Source organism: Leisingera sp. ANG-S5 (genome assembly GCF_000813925.1).
In the GTDB taxonomy this organism is placed as follows: domain Bacteria; phylum Pseudomonadota; class Alphaproteobacteria; order Rhodobacterales; family Rhodobacteraceae; genus Leisingera.
On the sequence record NZ_JWLH01000006.1, the window covers coordinates 49,423 to 68,114 of the forward strand.

The window sequence follows — 18,692 nt, forward strand, 5'->3', positions numbered from 1 at the left end:
CCATTTTCCGCACATCTGCTCTGATACGGCACATGGACCCGCATCTCGACCCCCGGAAAACCGCCCGTCTGATCCAGCATCTGAAGGACCAGATGGAGCAACTGCCGCCCAAGCTCAAGGCGGCAGCAAAATACGTGATCGACAACCCCGGCGACTTCGGCCTCGACACCGTGCGCACCTCCGCCGAAAGGACCGGCATCAGCGCCAACGGCTTTGTCCGCCTTGCTCAGCACCTGGGCTATGACACGTTCGAGGCCTTCCGCGCTCCCTTCCGCGCTGCCCTCACCACCACGCATGAGGCCGACCTCGGCCAGGACTGGCTGGACCGGATGCAGGACGAAGGCCCGGCAGCCAAGCTGCAGGCCGCCGCCGCGCACAACCAATTGAACATCACCTCCCGCTCCCTGCGGCTGATGACAGCGGAACGGACACAGGCCATCGTGGACACGCTGCTGACGGCCCGCCGCAGCTATGTCACCGCCACCAGGTCGTCCTACGCGCTGGCCTATTACTTCCACTACGTCGGCCGCATGGCCCTGCCCTCGCTGGACCTCGTCCCCCGCCACATGGGCGCCGCGCTCGACGATCTGCTGGACATAGGCCCCGAGGACTGCCTGATCGCCCTCACCTTCGCCCCCTACTCCGCCGGCACCATCCAGGCGCTGCGGCTGGCGGGCGAGCGCGGCGCATCGGTGATCCTGATCTCCGACAGCGAGGTGATCGCCCCCGGCATCCGCACTAACCATGTTCTGGCGGTGGCCGCCAACGCGCTGCACCCGTTCGGCGCCGTCGGCGGCGCCATGGCCGTGCTGGAATGCCTGCTCACCCATCTGATCGAGGCCGGCGGCGAGGACGCCCGGCGAAGGATCGAAGCCTATGACGCCCTGCGCCAGGACAGCGGCGCCTATTGGAGCGGCCCGAAACTGCCGCGGGTTGGGCGCTGATCAAAGAACCTGTCCACTGTCCGGCAACCAGCTCAAACTGGCCTTTGCCTCACGCTCGCATTCTTCCAAGCTGCCGAAATAGCCAGATATCCCGGAGCAAGCCCAATACCCGTCCCCCAGGACACCCTCGTCCTCATCGCAAGCGGGCCACCAATTACCTACCCAATACCGATAGAGCCTGCTGCCAGCATTGAACTGAAATTCAACCCGGCAGGTTCCGTCTACATTCTCATATGTCCGGCTCACGTCCCAATTATGCAAAACCTGTTCCCTATGCTTGCGGTTCCTGTTTAAAGACCTCAGACATCGCCATCAATAAACGGATTCTGCGCCTCCCACTGGTCCCGGGTGGCCCGTTTGTGATCCCCCTGCAGCCGTACCGCGGCCATCGCCCGGTCGGCATAGATCTCGGACCTCAGCGGCCAGGCCAGCGCGTCATCAAACAGCCCCGGCATCAGGTCATAGGGGCCGCCGTCCTTGTCCACGTCCCGCATCCACAGATGCGAACCGCAGGTGCTGCAGAACGCCCGCTCGGCAAAGGCAGAGGATTGGTAGCGTGCAACCGGCCCCTCCACGTTCACCGCCTCGGTATCAGCCTCGAAACACAAGAACAGCCCGCCGCTCCAGCGCTGGCACATGCGGCAATGGCAGGCCCCGGGATGCGGATCATGCGCCCCTTCAACACGGATTTTCACAGCACCGCACAGGCAGCGGCCTTCCAGAACATCACTCATAGCCGGACTCCTTGCTGACACCGCCAGGATACAGCAAATCAAGCGTCGGCGGGAGTTTCCCGAGTTAGAGCCGCAAATCCGCCTCGTCCGGCGCCAGAACATATTTCAGGTCATAGAGCAGCGCACCTTCGGACCCCAAGGCCCGGATTGCCTGTGCGCCCATCGCGCGGAACTCGGAATGCGCCACCGCCAGAACCACCCCGGCATAGGCCCCCTGCCCCGGCTCGGATACCAGCGGAATGCCGTATTCTTCTTGCGCCTCATCCGGGTCTGCGTGGGGATCATACACATCCACCACCGCGCCGTACTCCTCCAGGCTGCGGACGACATCAATCACCCGCGTGTTGCGCAGGTCCGGGCAGTTTTCCTTGAACGTCAGCCCCATCACCAGCACCCGCGCACCCGCCACCGGCAGGCCGCGCTTCAGCATCGCCTTGACCATCTCACCCGCCACATAGGCGCCCATGCCGTCGTTCAGACGGCGGCCCGCCAGCAGGATCTCCGGGTGATAGCCCAGCTGCTCCGCCTTGTGCGTCAGGTAATAGGGGTCCACACCGATGCAGTGCCCGCCCACCAGACCGGGGCGGAACGGCAGGAAATTCCACTTGGTGCCAGCCGCTTCCAGCACGGCCTGAGTATCAATGCCCATCCTGTTGAAGATCTTGGCCAGCTCATTCACCAGCGCGATGTTGATGTCCCGCTGGCTGTTTTCGATCACCTTGGCGGCCTCCGCCACCCGGATGCTTGCGGCCTTGTGGGTGCCTGCCGTCACCACCTCGCGGTACAGCGCATCCACCCGTTCCGCCACCTCAGACGTGGAGCCTGAGGTCACCTTCACCACATCCTTCAGCCGCCGCTTCTTGTCGCCGGGGTTGATCCGCTCCGGGCTATAGCCGGCAAAGAAATCCGCGTTGAATTTCAGACCCGACCGCGCCTCCAGCACCGGCACGCAATCTTCCTCAGTCGCGCCGGGATAGACGGTGGATTCATAGATCACCAGATCACCGGGTTTCAGCACGCTGCCCACAATGGCCGAGGCCGCCAGCAGCGGCCCCAGGTCCGGGCGGTGGCTGGCATCCACCGGCGTCGGAACGGTGACGATGTAGATGGAGCAGTCCGCAATCTCCGCCGGGTCCGAGGTAAAGCGCAGGAATTCCGCTGCCGCCAGTTCCTCTGACTCCAGCTCCCGGGTACGGTCCTCACCCTTGCGCAACTCAGCAATGCGGGAGGGGTCGATGTCAAACCCCGTGACCGCCCGCTGCTGCCCGAAGGCCGCCGCCAGCGGCAGCCCGACATAGCCGAGGCCAATGACACAGATCTTGTCTTGCGCGCCGCTCATGTCCGGCTGCTCCTTGTTCCGCGGGGCTGGTTACGCCAAGCCCCCTGCCCGCCCACATAATGCCTTGGCCCCAAGGGGTTCAACCGCAGGCGTGCGGTTTCGGCCTCACGCCTCCACAACAATCGCGGAGACGCCGCCGTCCACATCCCGGCAGGCCGCCAGCAGCCGCAGCATCAGATGGGACATCACGTAGTTTGCATGGAACCGGCTCGGCGCCTTCAGCACCAGCCGCCCCCCTGCCCGGCCCGCGCGCTCCAGCCCCTGCACCCAGGAGGCATAATTCGCCGGGTCTTCCGCATGCAGCACCGCCTTGGCAAGGCTCCACTCATGGCCGTCCGACACATCCGGCGCAGGCGGCACCGCACCGGGGCGCAAGGGCACCACGTTCGGCGCAGGCTCATCCGCGCCCTGCATCCGGTGCGCAAAATCCGGCCCCACCGCATCCCAGCGTTCCTGCGTGTCGGCCAGCAGCCGCTCCAGATCAATCCCGTATTCGGTGACCCGCCCGCGCGCACCCTGGCGTTTCACCACCAGCCAGCCCATGCCGCGCAGCTTCGCCATCTCGCGCTTCACCGTGCGCTCGTCGACATCCCACAGCCGGGCAATCTCCCGCTGCCCGACGGCCAGCTCATCGCGCTGCCAGTTGTAGCGTGCCGTCATCAATGTCATGAAACGCAGAACCAGCTTTTGCGCCCCCTTGCCCTGGCCAAGCGCATAAGCCCCCATCGCCGTGAGGATGTCATACTTCAATGCAGAGGCGTTGCGCCCCGCAGGCCGTTTGGCAAGCATTGCTGCCCCCGTTTCTCCCTCCCTGCCCTCCTGGGCCGGGATATGCTGCCTCAAGTGCTCCCGGGGTTTTTGCCAGGAATGGCGCTGGCCGGTTTGCCCTGAACTCAACGCTATTTGTTTGTTGTACCTGATTTGCGTCCGGAATTCCGATTCTGTCAAGCGCTGGCGGGAATTGAATTCAGACCCAATCCCTTTTTCGAAAGAAAAATTGGTATCTATGGTATTGGGTGACAGCTTGGATGTCCCCTATTCGCGCCAAAATGTCCCCCAATCTGCTGTATCCCGGTCCGGGGTGTCCCCCTAAATCTGGCGTCTGAACCCCAGAAAAATCCAGTAAAACGAATCGCTTGGCGCCTGCCTCACGAATCGCCCCTGCCCTTATTTCACTGGGCCTTTTGCAGATGTGTCCCCGCGGGGACAGGACGCTCTTCCCAACCATATTTGCTTTTGCGTTTTTTGCAAATTCGGCGTAAATGGATATTGAGGCTGAATTAGCGTCCTGCAGAAATGGACGCTTTCAAAAAACAACACCGTGTGAGGCTAAGGAGCAGCGATGTTTACGCACGAAGACCTGTCCAAGATGCAGGCCCAATCCTTGAAGATGCAAAGCTGGATCCGCCAGCAGACCTTCTCTCCCGAAATGGAAAAGACCCTGCGCCGGTTCTCCTCCTGGGAAGTGGCGGAGCTGATCTTCCGCGTCAACCAGTCGACCCTGCGGGGACGGCTCGCCACCGACCCCTCCCTGCCCCAGGGCCATGTCGAGGAGGACGGCCGCCAGCGCTGGTATTCGCTGGAGGAGATCAACGAGCTGCGCCGCCGCATCAAGATCAACCGGCAGTCCCTGCTGCCCAAGCGCCCCGCGGGGAAACGGGCGCTGCGGGTGGCGATCTCCAACTTCAAGGGCGGGGCGGGCAAATCCACCGTGGCCCTGCATTTCGCCCATGCCGCGGCGCTGGACGGCTACCGGGTGCTTTGCGTCGACTTCGACCCGCAGGCCACCCTGTCCCACTCCATGGGTCTCAGCGACGTCACCGAGGATTACACCGTCTGGGGCATTATGGCCCGCGACCTGGTGCGCGAGACCACGCGGATGAACGCCTCGCTGCAGGGCGCCGAGTCCGGCACCGCCCTGCCCCAGCGCCAGCTGCCCGAGGCGATCACCGGCATGGGGCTGCAGGACCTGCGGGTCAGCGATTTCGTCAAGCCCACCAGCTGGCCGACCATCGACATCATCCCCTCTTGCGCCAATGCGGCGTTTGTGGAATTCGCCTCCGCCCAGTACCGGCACCTGAACCCGGAGTGGTCGTTCTTCGCGGCCGTGTCCCGCTACCTCGACCAGCTGCCGTCTGAGGATTACGACCTGATGATCTTCGACTGCCCGCCCGCCATCGGCTACCAGTCGATGAACGCGGTCTTTGCCGCCGACATGCTCTATATCCCCTCCGGCCCCGGTTACTGGGAATATGACTCCACCACCTCCTTCATCGGCCAGCTGTCCGAGGCGCTGGAGGATTTGTCGGCATTTAACGGCGTTGTCCCCGCGGGGACATTTGCTTTGCCCAAGGTTTTCCAGGACGTCCGCTTCCTTCTGACCCGTTACGAAAGCGGTAACGATTTGCACCGTGCGATGCGTTCGGCATTTATGAAGGTTTTTGAGGGTAGGATGACGGAGCACCCGATCGAGATGACCCGCGCAGTCGAACAATCGGGCCGCTTCCTAAGTTCCATCTACGAAATCGATTACCGGGACATGACACGCGAAACCTGGCGCCGTGCGCGGGCGTCGTTTGATCAGGCCTATGACGAATTCAAGGCCTACGCGCTGGAAGCCTGGGAAAAACTGGAGGATGAGGCATGAGCAAACGCAGAGTCTTCGACATCGACTTCCCGACTGAACCGAACCAACCCTCTGAAACAAAAACTGCCCCCGCGCAGACCGCCGTCCAGAAGCCGGACCAGCGGATGCGCAAACCGTCTGAACCGCGCCGCGGGCCGATGGCCACCGCGATCTCCGAGAACGCAGATGCGTTGCGCAGCCGGGCAGAGGCGGAGCAGAAAATCCGCGATGAAAACGACCGGCTGGCGCATGAGTTTGTGCGGCTGAAGAAGCTGGGGCTGGTGGTCGACCGGATCCCGATCGGCATGATTTGCACCAAGAAACTGATCCGCGACCGTAAGGAGGAGCGCGATCCGGACCTGGAGGAGCTGAAAGCGTCGATCAAGGCGGTTGGCCTGTCGAACCCGATCCGGGTCGAGCCATTGGAGAACGGCCAGTATGAGCTGATCCAGGGCTACCGCCGGATGAAGGCCTATTGGGAGCTGCTGAACGAAACCGACGATCACTCCTACGCGCATATCCCCGCGGGTTTGGTGGCCAATGGCGACACGCTGCAGACCCTCTACCGCCGGATGGTGGACGAGAACCTGGTGCGCCGCGACATCTCCTTTGCCGAGATGGCTCAGCTGGCACTGCGCTATGCCGAGGACACCCAGACCGGCGCAGAGACCATCGAGGATGCGGTCAATGACCTCTACGCCTCTGCCGGCCGCCAGAAGCGGATCTATATCCGCCATTTCGCCCAGGTGCTGAAGGCGGTGGGCGATCATCTGAAGTTCGCCGAATCGATTCCCCGGGCGCTGGGTCTGGAGCTGAAAAAGCGGCTGGAAGCGGACGCGATGAACGCTCAGGTGTTGCGTGACACGCTGGCGCGGGTGCAGCCCGCAACGGAGGAAGCGGAGCTGGAAGTGTTGCGCAGCTTTGCCGAAGGCAAGCGCAAGAACGCGCCGCGCGCGGCTTCTGCACCGCGCCCCGGTGTGGCCAAGACCACCCTGCGCTGCACTGTCCCCGCGGGGACAGTCCGGTGCCAGGCCCGCGACGGCAAGATCGAAATGGCGATGGAACGCGACTTCTCGGAGATCGACCGGCACAAGCTGGAAGGCGCGATTGCTGCGTTCTTTGCGGCCCTCGAAGAAGACAGCTGACACCTCTGTCCCCGCGGGGACAGCATCGGAAAACGACGGAGGCCCGGCAGAAATGCCGGGCCTTTTTTGTTGTCCGGTGGCGGCGCGAAACGGGTTTTCAGCAGGTGTCCCCGCGGGGACAGGCAGGTCTGATGGGCGGGACGAAGGGATAGATTCAGTGCCTAATCCGCTTGTTTGAGCCTGTTTTCATGATGTGTCCCCGCGGGGACAAGTGTCTGGATACCGGTTGCGGTGGGCGGAAACGCCCACCCTGCGATGACGCCATACCCGTCTGGTTGACCGTTTGGGCCTAGCAACCCGCAGCTGGTTCATGGGCGCTCCGCCTGCCGCAGCGTGTCAGGCGGGTAACCTGTCCCCGCGGGGACAGGCGGGTGAAACCTGATTGCTCCGCCCGGGATTTGCGTTTTGTCCCCGCGGGGACAACGCCGGACAGGGTCAGAAAGGCGAGGCTGGCCGCTGCTGAAACCGCTCGCGGTTTTCTTGGAGAGGTTGTTGGCAGCGGGTGGAAACGCCTGCCTTTCTGTGTGGCAGAGCCGCCGTAGAGTGGGGCATTTTACCCCCTCTGTATTCGTTGATAACCCAGTCTGTCCCCGCGGGGACAGATGCGCAAAACACCTGCGGGATGCAGCGCGGGTCAAAAGAAAGACCCGGCTTGAGGGCCGGGTCCTGCAGGTTTTCAAGTACTGTCCCCGCGGGGACAGCAGTGGTTCAGTTCAGAACCTTGAACTCGATCCGCCGGTTCCTGGCGCGGTTCTGCACCGTGTCGTTGGGCACCAGCGGTGTGGTTTCGCCGTAGCCGACAGCGACTAGGCGCTCTGCCGGGATGCCCATTTGCTGAAGGTACTGGTTCACCGCCGCGGCGCGTTTCTCGCTCAGCGTCATGTTCCAGGCCGCCTTGCCCTGGCTATCGGTGTGGCCGCCGACCTCAACCACCATGCCGGGGCAGCGGCGGATGATGTCCGACAGGCTGTTCAGGAAGTCGCGGGAATTGGCATCGAGCCGGGCAGTGGAGGGCGCGAAGTTGACGCTGCGGCCCTGCGACAGGATTTCAAACCGGCCGGTGCAGGCCTCGCGGCTGAAATCGCCGCTGGCTTCCAGCGCGGCAGAGGCGCCTGCGGTGACTGTCCCCGCGGGGACAGCGGCCGTGGCTGTACCGGTGCGGTCAAACATCAGGTCCATGCTGACAAGCCCCACCGGGGTGATGGTGACGCCTGCGGCTTCCTCCAGTTTTTCCTTCCCTGCAATCAGGTTGAAGTCTTCCAGCTTGAGGATCACCGGCTGCACGGTGGCGACGGCAACCCGGTTTTCACCCAGCAGTGTTACCGCTACCGGGATGATCAGATCGGCGGTGACGCCATGCAGCGACAGGGTGACGGGCAGGTCGATCTGTGTTCGCTGCACTGCGGCAAGGTCGGCGACATGCGCCGGGTCGATCTGCGCTGTGATCACGGCCTCCGGGTAGGTGAAGGTTTCAAAGAACAGGAACCGCATCCGCACGTTGCGCAGGTCGATGGAGGTGTCGACAGAGTCCAGAGCGATGTGGATCTTGGCCTCCCCGGCCTCGGAGATGCTGCCGGAGAAGGCGGCGAAGCGGCTGGATTCCGCAATGCTGCCTTTTTTGATCGATATGAATCGGATGGCAGAGGATTCGGGGGTCAGCTGCCAGCCGCCCTCGAACGGGCCGGCGGCCAGTGCCGGACGGATGAGTAGCAGGAAAATTGTTATGATTGAAAGGGTTAAGCGGTACATGCGGGTCCATCCGGGTTTCTGGAAGTGAGGTCCCGGCCTGCGGGCCAGGGCAGAAATGATGCGCCCAGACTAACCGCAGAGTTGCTGCCGGGCGCAAGGGACGCGATAGTTTGGTAACCAAATACCCTTAAGAATTGGGAAGCAGCCCCTGCGCGGACGGATGCTGGGGCGGGAAGTGGAGCAGACAGGTGCAAGTTTTGATGATCCGGGTCCGGCTGATGCTGCTGGCAGTTGCGGCGGCCTGCTGGGGCGCGATGGCGCTGGCTGAGGAGCGGCTGGCGCTGGTGATCGGCAACTCCAGCTATGGCGCGGTCTCAGCGCTGGACAATCCGGTGCGCGATGCGCGGCTGATGGCAGAGGTGCTGGAGGGGCTGGGCTTTGACGTGACCCTGGCGGCGGATGCCAAGCAGATCGAGATGAAGCGCGCGATTGCCCAGTTCGGCCGCAAGCTGCGCAGCGCCGGCGAGGATGCGACGGGGCTGTTCTATTACGCCGGCCACGGGGTGCAGAGCTTTGGCAGCAACTACCTGCTGCCGGTTGATGTGGCGCTGGCGGATGCGGCGGATCTGGACCTTATGGCGATTGAGGCGCAGTCGGTTCTGCGGCAGATGGCCTCGGCCAGGAACCGCACCAATATCGTGATCCTGGACGCCTGCCGCAACAATCCGTTTGAGGCGGTGGCGGATCTGAATGCAAGCGGTCTTGCGGAGATGAAGGCGCCGACCGGCACCTTCCTGGCCTATGCCACCGCGCCGGGTGATGTGGCGCTGGACGGGGAGGGGGCAAACAGCCCCTTCACCGAGGCGCTGGCGCGTGAAATCTCGGTGCCGGGGGCGCCGGTGGAGCAAGTGTTCAAGCAGGTGCGCCGGGCGGTGCTGGAGCAGAGCGGCGGCAGGCAGACACCTTGGGACACGTCCTCATTGGTGAGTGACTTCACCTTTGCGGCGGCGGCGCCGGAGCCAGTGATAAGCGCGGCGGAAATGGAAGAGGCGCAGGTCTGGGCTTCGGTCAAGGCGTCGCGGGATGCGATGCAGATCATGCTGTTCCTGCGCGGCTATGGCGATGGCCGCTATGCTGATGAGGCGCGGGTGCTGCTGGCGGAGCTGGTGCAGGAGGAGCTGCAAACAGGTGGGGCGGCGGTTGCAGAGGCGCCCGCGGACCCGGTGCAGGACGCGGAGACGGCAATGTACCAGGCGGCGCAGGGGGATGGCAGCAAGGCGGCTTATGAGGCTTACCTGATGGCTTACCCTGAGGGGCAGTTCGCTGAAATGGCCGCGGCTGAGGTTGCGGCGCTGGCGGCAGGCACCGGGCAGGACCCTGCGGCGGGCGGTGACGCGCCGGCTGTGGTGCCGGAGGTGGAGCAGGAGGCGGTGCAATTGGCAGAGGCTGGGCCTGTGACCTATGCAAGCCCGCTGCACACGGGTGTTGCGGAGATTTCCGGGCTGACGCTGGCGGAGGTGGTGACCCGCTCGCCGTCGTTTCCACCCGTCGAAGGCCTGCCGGACAGCTACTGGAAGGGCCAGTCCTGCGGCAATTGCCACCAGTGGACGCGGGAGCGGCTGTGCACCCAGGGCAACACCTATCTGAGCCTCAACATGCAGCGCTCCCTGGGCAAGCAGCACCCGTTTGGCGGGGCGCTGAAACAAGTGTTGAAGAGCTGGGCCGCGGGCGGCTGCCAGTAGGTTTTCGGGTGTTGATCAAGCAGGGCAGGGGAGGGCTCCCGCCCGTGCAGGTGCATTTTGGCAAATGCGCCTTCGCAGTTGGGCGTGGCGCTGTGCTGCGCACAGCGCGGGGGCGCTTCAGCAAACCGCGTATTTCCTGGTGGAAACGGGGTTTTCCCGGCTGAGAAGCGCTTAAGGGCAGGTTTGCCCTTAAGGCGCTATGTCCATGGTGTTCCGTCCTTTTCCGCGTCAAGGGTAAACCGCGCGTGCCGCGCGGCTGCTGGCGCAGCCCTTGACCCGGAAAAGGACGGTTCTGCCGGCGCGGGAGTGCTTGGGCGTCACGGGGCGTGGGTGGTGATCAGGAAATAGACCCATTCGCCTTTGAAATCCGCGTGTTCGGCGCGGGCGGCGGCCACTTGGGCGCGCAGGAATTCCAGATAAGGTTCCGCGGGTTCGCTGAGGGGGCGGAGGCTGTCATAGAGCGGATGCGAGGCGGCGAAGGCGACGGCGATTTCCTGGCCGTAGGGCGGCGCGACGGTGATTTGCAGTCCGGGGTCTCCGGCCTCCTTGGCGCCGACGCGCAGGGCGGTTTTTGGGGCGGCTTGCGCCAGCGGCACCAGCTCGTTTGGCGACAGATGCAGCACCGCGCCGCCGGCGTCGAAGTAATCCACGTAGACATAGGCCGGGTAGTCCGGCGCGGTGAGGTCGAAAAACAGCCGCGCGCCGCCGGAATAGTCGAGAACGCGGGCGTGGGCGTCGCTGCCGACCAGCAGCGGATTGGTGATCTGGTCGGTGCTTTGCGGCAGGCCGACGTTCGAAATACCCGCCAGAGCGCCGCATTGCGGGCGGGGCAGCAGGCGCATCTGGTCCGATACCGTGATGTCAGTGCCCATCTGTGCCTGAAGGGCGGCCAGGACCGGGGAGCGGAGGCCATCCTCGGGCAGGTGGCCGCGGACCTCCAGCGTGGCGGTTTCGGGGACAAAGGCAACCTGCAGGCGGGCGCAGGGCACGGCGGCAAGGATGCCGGAGACGCCGTCGCGCAGTGGATCGCCCTCTGCCACTGCATCGCCGGGCTGCATGAAGCTTTGGAAGGCGGCGAGTGAGACCGGGTCGATGTCGCCGGAGCCGCCCTGGAACGCCAGTGCGGCCTTAATGCGGGGGGCGTCCGGGGTTGCAGGCGGGGTTTGCTGCGGATTGAGGGCAGTGCCGGGCAGGGCGGTGGCTTGCGGCTGTGCCTGGGGGCTAGGCTGGCTGGCTGGCGCGGTCTGCGGCAGGGCGGCTGTGTCCGGTTGTACGGCAGGAATGGTGGCCAGCGGAGCTGCGGTACCGGTGAGCGGCAGGGCAGGGGCCATTGCGGCGGCGGGCAGGGCGGCAGCCGCGGGGGCGGCGCTGGCGAGACGGTCTGCCGGTGCCTGGGCGGACGCGGCAGGGGGAGCCTTGGCTGCCGCCGGGGTGAGAGTGTCCGCGGCTGGGGCTTTGGGCTGCGCCTTGGACTGGGGAATGCTGCCTGCGGCGAGGCCTTGGGATTGGGCTTTGCTTTCAGGGGCTTGTTCGCTCTCTGCCGCTTGCGGCACGGCCTCAGACCTTGGGATGCGGTGGGCCTGGAGGTTGAGGCTGCTTTCGGGTGTGGGCTGCTGCGGCAGCGGGTCTGGAGTGAGTGAGATCAGCAGCGCGCCGGCGCCCGCAGCGTGGACCAGGGCAGAGGCGGCAAGCCCCAGAGCCCATATCGCCGGGGCGCGGCTCATCCGCCGGTTTCCGGGGTGACCACCAGCACCACGTCAGTGAATCCCAGTGCTTCGCCCTGGGCCACCAGCGGCAGCACGTTGCGCAGTTCGGCTGTGCGGTGGGCGTTGATGCGCAGGCGTAAGGCAGGGTCGTCTGCCAAGAGGGCTGAGAGGGCAGGGGAGAGGGCGTCGCGGGCAATCGCTTCGCCGTCGAGGGCCAGGTCGCCGCTGGCGGAGACCGCGAGGGTGATGCCGCCTGCGGGCATGTCGCGGCCTGTGACCGCAGTGGCGGGGCGCACGTCGAAGGGCGCGGTGGCGTCCATGCGGCCGATCAGCATGAAGAACACCAAGAGGAAGAACACCACGTCGATCAGGGCGATGATGGTCTCTGAATGCGGGTTTCGGGCGGGGCGGTTGAGTTTCACTGTGCCGCCTCCAGCCGCAAGACGCGCAGGCGGGTGACCCCGGCCAGTGCGGCGGCGTCCATCACGGTGATCAGCGCCTGGGTTTGCGCGGCACCGGAGGGGAGGATGACCACTTGGGTGAGGGGTTCGTTTGCGACTGCCGAAGTGAGAGTGGCCTGCAGTGTTTCGCTGTCCAGAGCGGAGCCGCGCAGCACCGGCACGCCGTCAGCGCCAAGGCGGATCATCAGGGTGCCGACCGGGGTTTGGGGACTGCCCGCGGCGGTGGCCTCGGACGGTTTCACCGCCGGGATCATGTCAAGGTTCAGATAGGTGGAGGTCACCATGAAGAACACCAAGAGGATCAGCATGACGTCAATCATCGGCACCAGCGAAATCAGGGCGCGGGGTCGGGCGGGCCGGTTGATCATCATGGCGGCGTTCCCCCGTGTCAGCGCGACCCGTCGATCAGCAGCAGGCGGCCGGCGGCGCTTTCGATGGCCTGGGCGGCGGCGTCGATGCGGGCGGCGAAAAGCCCTGCGGCGATGGCGGCGGGGATGGCGACCAGCAGGCCCGCGGCGGTGGTCAGCAGCGCCTGCCAGATACCGCCGGCCAGGACCGAGGCATTGGCGGCGCCCTGCGCCAGTTCCAGTTCCTGAAACGACTGGATCATGCCGAGGACGGTGCCGAGAAGGCCAAGCAGCGGCGAGACCATGGCGATGAGCTCCAGCAGGCGGATGAGGGAATTCATCCGGCTGACTTCCTCATTGCCGCGGCGGGTGAGTTCGTCCTGCAAGAGCGGGCCGCGCAGGCCTTCCTGCAGGGCCTGCATGGCGTAGGTCATCACCCGGTCTGCCGGGGATTTGCCGCCCGCAATGCTGTCCTGCGCCTGTTTGCGGTCGCCGTCTTTCCATCGGGTCAAGGCCTGTTCGCGGGCGTCCGCACCGGAGCGCACCGGCCAGAGCTGGATCAGTTTGACGGCAATCACCGTCAGCGACAGAAGCGACATCAGGGCCAGGATCACGATCACTGGCCCGCCGGTGCCGAGCATATCCCAGGTGCCGGCCATGGCTTATTTCACCAGCGGCGCGGCAGCGCGGGAAGTGAGCTCGAGGATCGGGAAACAGTCCATCTGATCCTCGTTCTGGGGTTGGCAGGAGGTGATGTCGTGCAGCAGGATTTCGGAGATGTTGCCGCAGGCGGTTTCCGGAATTTCGAACAGTTTGAGGGTGGTGCGCTGGACGGGCAGGGGGGCGGCGTCGATCGACAGCAGGCGGTCGATCACGCCCTGGCCATCGAGGATGGCGAGCGACATCTCGAAGCCCTCAAAGCTTTTGCCGGTCTGGTTGCGGAACAGGAAGAAGGCGCGGCAGCCGCCGCCCTCGATTTCTTCGGTCTTGTTCAGCTCAACGTGCAGCGGGCCGGTTTCCGCGGCGGCGGTGAGCGGCAGGCAGATCAGGGCGAGGGCAGTCAGTAGACGGGTCATGGGCATCACGGTCTCCGGGGTCCGGTGGATGCCCGGCCCGCAACCGCTGCGGGCCGGGCTGCGTTCGGGGTCAGACCAGGGCGGTCAGGGCCTTTTCAATCTTGTCCATCGCGTCGCGGGCAGAATCGAGGTCGCGGCGTTTCAGGTGCCGGGCGGCCACATGCAGCGCGCGGCCCAGCCGGTCGCGGACCTTGCCCGGGGCGCGGGCGACATTGGCCTGCAGAGACTGGGCGCGTTTGACCTGGGCGCCAAGGGAGCGCTGGTCCATTTCGCGCTGGCCGCGCTTCATCGATTTGGCCTCATCCTCGCGGTCGGCGCCGATGCGGGCCACGGCGCGTTCGATCACCACGATCATCGTCTCGGCCTCCTGCAGGCGGCCGTCGTTGATCAGGCTGACCGATTTGGCGAGGGCGCGTTTCAGCTTCAGCTCCAGCGGGCCGGGGGCGAGGCCGATGCGCGGCTGGATGCGTTTCAGGCGGCGCTTCAGCGGCGCGATGGCCTTGGCGTCGATGCCGGTGGCGGAAATGTCGGAGGCGTCTTCCTCTGTCACCTGGCCGCCGGAGGCCTCGGGTTTGAGGCTGTCCAGGAGGTTGCCGCCGTCATCGTAGAACAGCACGTTGACCTTGGCCGGGTTGCGCTTGAAGAATTTCTTGAGCTCGCTGACCATGCGCTGCGGCGCGCTTTCGCAGATCATCTCCATGTCGCCGGAACGCACCACATAGGTGCCCCAGGCCATGGGCGGGCCGCCGCCCGCATTCTTCATCGGTGTTTTCAGGGTTTCCGGTTTCTTACCCGGCTGAATCATCAGAAGCGGGTCCTTGCTGGCGTCCAGGCAGAAGGCGAAACTCATCCGCTTCTTCGCCCCCTCGCGAACCATCTCTTTGACTTCTTTGCCAGAAATACGATCAATACTCATCATTCAGCCGCTGTTGAATGCTTGGAAAAGGTTTGACATTAGGATGGCGATAAGGCTCTCTTGGGGTCAAGTTATTGTTTGAGGTTTCCGCAGGTTTAACCACCAGGCCCGAAAAGAGTGGCACCTGCTTTCCGTTACGTTACCACACAGGAACGTGACCAAAAAAGAATGCACCCAGGGGGGCGAAAGAAGATGGATCCTGCAGTATTGCTGCAATCCAAAGGGGATGATGCCCCTAGCGGTGAGAACCTCGAATATGACCCGGCTTTCACCGAGATGGAGCTGGCGGCCCAGCCGGGCGAAGAATCGGTGGTGGGCAACGAGACCATCGAGGCCACCGATCCCGACTACCGCGAAGTTCAGAAGAAGGCGCTTGAGGTGCTGGAGCGCAGCCACGATTTGCGCGCTGCCGTTTTCCTGGGCGACGCGCTGCTGCACTCCGAAGGGCTGCCCGGTTTTGCCGATGTGACCACCTATATCCGCGGCTGCCTGGAAGAGTTCTGGGAGACCTGCCATCCGGAGCTGGACGAGGACGACGGCGATCCGACGATGCGGATCAATGCGATCCAGGATCTGTGCGGCCAGCCGGACGGGATGGCGGGGGCTTCGCCGCTCTACCGGTCGCTGCGCCGGGCGCCGCTGAGCGAGAGCCGCGGCTTTGGCCGGTTCTGCCTGCGCGACATTGAAATTGCCGAAGGAGTGATGGCGGCGCCGGAGGACATGGAACATGTGCCGGACAGCGCCACCATCGGCGCGGCGTTTCAGGACAGCGACGAGGAAATCGTCGCGGCGCGGCTGGCTGCGGTCAAGACGGCGGAGGAGAACGTGCGCGCGATCTCTGCCGTGTTCGACGAGCAGACGCCGGGGCAGGGCCCGGACCTGAGCGCGCTGATCAAGCTGCTGCAGCAGATCGGCAAGCGGATCGGCACCTATGCCAATCTGAGCGCCGAGGATGATGCTGCGGAAGATGAGGCGGCAGAGGACGGCGCGGAGGACAGCGGCGGCGCAGCGCCGGCTGCTGGCGGGCGGGCGATGCCGTCTGCGCCGGGGGCAATCAACTCGCACGCGGATGTGTCCAACACGCTGGACCGCATCATCAGCTATTACCGGCGGGCGGAACCTTCCAGCCCGCTGCCGATCCTGCTGGAGCGGTGCAAGCGGCTGGTGGGGGCCGACTTCCTCACCATCATGAATGACATGGCCCCGCAGGGGGTGGAGAACGTCCACCTTATCGGCGGGATTGACGAAGACGACGACTGACGGACACGGGGAATTTCTGCGGCGGAACCTGCTGCGGACCCCGTGAAAGCAAGACGAGTAAGGAGACCTAGATGGCCGGAAGTTCACAGAAATTCATTGCCCGCAACCGGGCACCAAGGGTCCAGATCGAATATGACGTGGAGCTGTATGGCGCCGAGAAGAAGGTGCAGCTGCCCTTCGTGATGGGCGTGATGAGCGACCTGGTGGGCAAATCCGAAGTGGAGCAGCCCGCCGTTGCGGACCGCAAGTTCCTGGAAATCGACGTGGACAACTTCGATGACCGGATGAAGTCGATGGCGCCGCGCGCGGCCTTCACCGTGCCAAACACGCTGACCGGCGAGGGCAATCTGGCGGTCGACATCACCTTCGAGAGCATGGACGATTTCAAGCCCGCCGCGATTGCTGCCAAGGTGGAGCCGCTGCGCGAGCTGCTGGAAGCGCGCACCCAGCTCAGCAACCTGATGACCTATATGGACGGCAAGACCGGTGCCGAGGATCTGATCTCCAAGATCATCCAGGACCCGAGCCTGCTGAAAACCCTGGCCGCGCAGCCGAAACCCGGCGGCGAAGCCGACAGCGAAGAATAAGAGCGGAGGACGAAGATGGCTGAAGAAGAACTCCAGGCGGAAGCCGCTGCTGGTGAAGCCGCCTTTGGCTCTGCCGAATTCGCGAGCCTGCTGCAGAAGGAATTCCGTCCCAAGTCGGACCAGGCCAAGACCGCTGTTGAAAGCGCGGTCAAGACCCTGGCCGAGCAGGCGCTGGCTAACACCGCGCTGATTTCCGATGACGCGCTGCGCTCGATCGAGAGCATCGTTGCGGCGATTGACGAGAAGCTGACCGAGCAGGTGAACCTGATCCTGCACAACGAGGAATTCCAGCAGCTGGAAAGCGCCTGGCGCGGTTTGCATTATCTGGTCAACAACACCGAGACCGATGAGCAGCTGAAGATCCGGGTGATGCCGATCACCAAGAAGGAAATGTCGAAGACCCTGAAGAAGTTCAAGGGCACGGCATGGGATCAGTCGCCGATCTTCAAGAAGATCTATACCGAGGAATTCAGCCAGCTGGGCGGCGAGCCCTATGGCTCCCTGGTGGCCGACTATCACTTTGACCATTCGCCGCCGGATATCGAGCTGCTGGGCGAAATGTCCAAAATTGCAGCCGCCGCGCATGCGCCGCTGATCACCGGCGCCAAGCCGACGCTGTTCCAGATGGACAGCTGGGCGGAACTGTCGAACCCGCGCGATCTGACCAAGATCTTCCAGACCCCGGAATATGCCGCATGGCGCAGCTTGCGCGACAGCGAAGATGCGAAATACGTCGGGCTCGCGATGCCGCGCTTCCTGGGCCGTCTGCCTTATGGCTCCAAGACCGATCCGGTTGAGGAGTTCGCATTCGAGGAAGACACCGCAGGTGCCGGCAGCGAGAAATACGGCTGGGTCAACGCGGCCTATGGCATGGCGGTGAACATCACCCGCTCGTTCAAGATGTACGGCTGGTGCTCGCGCATCCGCGGCGTCGAGAGCGGCGGCACGCTGGAGAACCTGCCCAGCCACACCTTCCCGACCACCGATGGCGGCGTCGATCAGAAGTGCCCGACCGAGATTGCCATCGACGACCGGCGCGAGGCGGAACTGGCGAAGAACGGCATGATGCCGCTGATCCACCGCAAGAACACCGATGTTGCGACCTTCATGGGCGCGCAGTCGCTGCACAAGCCGGCCGAATACGACGATCCGGACGCCACCGCCAACGCCAATCTGGGCGCGCGGCTGCCGTATCTGTTCGCCACATGCCGGTTCGCGCACTATCTGAAGTGCATGGTGCGGGACAAAGTCGGCTCGTTCAAAAGCCGTCAGGACATGGAGTCCTGGCTGCAGGACTGGATCAACAACTATGTTGATTTCAACGCAGACATCTCTTCGGAGACCGAGAAGGCGCGCAAACCTCTGGCCGCAGCTGAAGTGGTTGTGGAAGAGGTCGAGGGCAACCCGGGGTATTACACCTCAAAATTCTTCCTGCGCCCGCATTACCAGCTGGAGGGGCTTTCCGTCTCGCTGCGTCTGGTATCGAAACTGCCCTCGGAAAAAGGAGGCTGATTTTCCACTCCCCAGCCTTAACCAAGCATAGTGCAGTAGAGTTCAATATTTTTGAAAGGATAGCAAAATGGCTGCAAACATGTTCGTACAGATCTCGGACATCGAAGGCGATGCAACCGAGGAGAACCACAAGAAGTGGATCGTGATCCAGTCGGCGAGCTGGAACGTGGAGCGCGCGGTTGAAATGACCGACCTGGGGTCCACCCAGCGGATGCACGCGAACTCGAACTTCGGCAAGATCGAGCTGACCTCGCAGATGGGCAAGGCATCGAACGATCTGGCGCTGTCGGTTGCCAACGGTACCGTCCGTCCGGAAATCATCATGCACTGGTGCCGTTCGGGTGACAGCGCCAGCCAGGGCCTGCTGGTCTATTCGGTCTGGAAGATGAAAGACGTGGTTGTCGACAGCTACTCGATCTCTGCCAGCGAAGACGGCATTCCGGAAGAAACCTGGTCGCTGGCCTATGCCGCGATTGAGCATGAGTACAAGTCGACCAACCAGAAGACTGGTAAACTCACCACTGAAGGCACCTTCAAGTGGAACGTGCAGACCGGCAAGGTCGAGTAAACCAATTGGCGGACCCCGGGTATATTACATGCCCGGGGTC

18 protein-coding genes are annotated in these 18,692 nt (G+C 64.0%); 8 read left to right on the forward strand and 10 right to left on the reverse strand.

Annotated elements, in window-relative coordinates; genetic code table 11:
• The first annotated feature begins 32 nt into the window (after nucleotides 1-32).
• The gene (locus tag RA25_RS11730) at nucleotides 33-944 is read left to right on the forward strand and encodes a MurR/RpiR family transcriptional regulator (protein ID WP_039172487.1); all 912 of its coding nucleotides are present in this window, start codon (nucleotides 33-35) and stop codon (nucleotides 942-944) included.
• Between the two features lie 299 nt (nucleotides 945-1,243).
• On the opposite strand, the gene RA25_RS11735 is transcribed toward RA25_RS11730, so the two are convergent.
• The 3 genes from RA25_RS11735 to RA25_RS11745 form a co-directional block, all read right to left on the reverse strand.
• Nucleotides 1,244-1,678, reverse strand: a complete 435-nt coding sequence (locus RA25_RS11735) for a GFA family protein (protein WP_039172489.1) — start codon at nucleotides 1,676-1,678, stop codon at nucleotides 1,244-1,246.
• A gap of 64 nt (nucleotides 1,679-1,742) precedes the next feature.
• Nucleotides 1,743-3,017, reverse strand: coding sequence for a Vi polysaccharide biosynthesis UDP-N-acetylglucosamine C-6 dehydrogenase TviB (gene tviB, locus RA25_RS11740; protein ID WP_039172492.1), 1,275 nt, complete (start codon nucleotides 3,015-3,017; stop codon nucleotides 1,743-1,745).
• A 105-nt stretch (nucleotides 3,018-3,122) separates the two neighbouring features.
• A complete protein-coding gene (locus RA25_RS11745) occupies nucleotides 3,123-3,806 on the reverse strand; it encodes a hypothetical protein (protein ID WP_039172496.1) in 684 nt (227 codons plus the stop codon).
• Between the two features lie 553 nt (nucleotides 3,807-4,359).
• On the opposite strand from RA25_RS11745, the gene RA25_RS11750 reads away from it, so the two are divergent.
• Nucleotides 4,360-5,664, forward strand: coding sequence for an AAA family ATPase (locus RA25_RS11750; RefSeq protein ID WP_019294470.1), 1,305 nt, complete (start codon nucleotides 4,360-4,362; stop codon nucleotides 5,662-5,664).
• The gene (locus tag RA25_RS11755) at nucleotides 5,661-6,788 is read left to right on the forward strand and encodes a ParB/RepB/Spo0J family partition protein (RefSeq protein ID WP_039172499.1); all 1,128 of its coding nucleotides are present in this window, start codon (nucleotides 5,661-5,663) and stop codon (nucleotides 6,786-6,788) included. The genes RA25_RS11750 and RA25_RS11755 overlap by 4 nt, the downstream gene beginning before the upstream one ends.
• 708 nt (nucleotides 6,789-7,496) lie before the next feature.
• On the opposite strand, the gene RA25_RS11760 is transcribed toward RA25_RS11755, so the two are convergent.
• The gene (locus tag RA25_RS11760; protein WP_039172503.1) at nucleotides 7,497-8,537 is read right to left on the reverse strand and encodes an OmpA family protein; all 1,041 of its coding nucleotides are present in this window, start codon (nucleotides 8,535-8,537) and stop codon (nucleotides 7,497-7,499) included.
• A 188-nt stretch (nucleotides 8,538-8,725) separates the two neighbouring features.
• Here RA25_RS11760 and RA25_RS11765 point away from each other — a divergent pair, with 188 nt between their 5' ends.
• On the forward strand, nucleotides 8,726-10,219 hold the full coding sequence (locus RA25_RS11765; RefSeq protein WP_342586128.1) for a caspase family protein: 1,494 nt from the start codon (nucleotides 8,726-8,728) through the stop codon (nucleotides 10,217-10,219).
• Nucleotides 10,220-10,536: 317 nt separating this feature from the next.
• Here the strand turns inward: RA25_RS11765 and RA25_RS11770 are convergent, their stop codons facing one another.
• The 6 genes from RA25_RS11770 to RA25_RS11795 form a co-directional block, all read right to left on the reverse strand.
• A complete protein-coding gene (locus tag RA25_RS11770) occupies nucleotides 10,537-11,943 on the reverse strand; it encodes a DUF4384 domain-containing protein (RefSeq protein WP_039172509.1) in 1,407 nt (468 codons plus the stop codon).
• Entirely contained in the window at nucleotides 11,940-12,347 is a 408-nt protein-coding gene (locus RA25_RS11775) for an ExbD/TolR family protein (protein ID WP_019294466.1), read from the reverse strand. Before RA25_RS11775 ends, RA25_RS11770 begins: the two co-directional genes overlap by 4 nt.
• On the reverse strand, nucleotides 12,344-12,757 hold the full coding sequence (locus tag RA25_RS11780) for an ExbD/TolR family protein (protein ID WP_039172512.1): 414 nt from the start codon (nucleotides 12,755-12,757) through the stop codon (nucleotides 12,344-12,346). The genes RA25_RS11775 and RA25_RS11780 overlap by 4 nt, the downstream gene beginning before the upstream one ends.
• 17 nt (nucleotides 12,758-12,774) lie before the next feature.
• The gene (locus RA25_RS11785; RefSeq protein WP_039172515.1) at nucleotides 12,775-13,392 is read right to left on the reverse strand and encodes a MotA/TolQ/ExbB proton channel family protein; all 618 of its coding nucleotides are present in this window, start codon (nucleotides 13,390-13,392) and stop codon (nucleotides 12,775-12,777) included.
• Nucleotides 13,393-13,395: 3 nt separating this feature from the next.
• Nucleotides 13,396-13,815 (reverse strand): hypothetical protein, encoded by a 420-nt coding sequence (locus tag RA25_RS11790; RefSeq protein ID WP_039172517.1) that lies wholly within the window; start codon nucleotides 13,813-13,815, stop codon nucleotides 13,396-13,398.
• A 64-nt stretch (nucleotides 13,816-13,879) separates the two neighbouring features.
• A complete protein-coding gene (locus tag RA25_RS11795; protein ID WP_039172538.1) occupies nucleotides 13,880-14,725 on the reverse strand; it encodes a hypothetical protein in 846 nt (281 codons plus the stop codon).
• A gap of 192 nt (nucleotides 14,726-14,917) precedes the next feature.
• Between RA25_RS11795 and tssA the strand changes: the two genes are divergently transcribed.
• The 4 genes from tssA (at nucleotide 14,918) to RA25_RS11815 (ending at nucleotide 18,652) form a co-directional block, all read left to right on the forward strand.
• A complete protein-coding gene (gene tssA / locus RA25_RS11800) occupies nucleotides 14,918-15,985 on the forward strand; it encodes a type VI secretion system protein TssA (RefSeq protein WP_019294461.1) in 1,068 nt (355 codons plus the stop codon).
• A 71-nt stretch (nucleotides 15,986-16,056) separates the two neighbouring features.
• Nucleotides 16,057-16,572 (forward strand): type VI secretion system contractile sheath small subunit, encoded by a 516-nt coding sequence (gene tssB, locus RA25_RS11805; RefSeq protein WP_039137234.1) that lies wholly within the window; start codon nucleotides 16,057-16,059, stop codon nucleotides 16,570-16,572.
• A 15-nt stretch (nucleotides 16,573-16,587) separates the two neighbouring features.
• Entirely contained in the window at nucleotides 16,588-18,084 is a 1,497-nt protein-coding gene (tssC, locus tag RA25_RS11810; protein WP_039150165.1) for a type VI secretion system contractile sheath large subunit, read from the forward strand.
• A gap of 79 nt (nucleotides 18,085-18,163) precedes the next feature.
• On the forward strand, nucleotides 18,164-18,652 hold the full coding sequence (locus RA25_RS11815; RefSeq protein WP_152610560.1) for an Hcp family type VI secretion system effector: 489 nt from the start codon (nucleotides 18,164-18,166) through the stop codon (nucleotides 18,650-18,652).
• Nucleotides 18,653-18,692 lie beyond the last annotated feature (40 nt).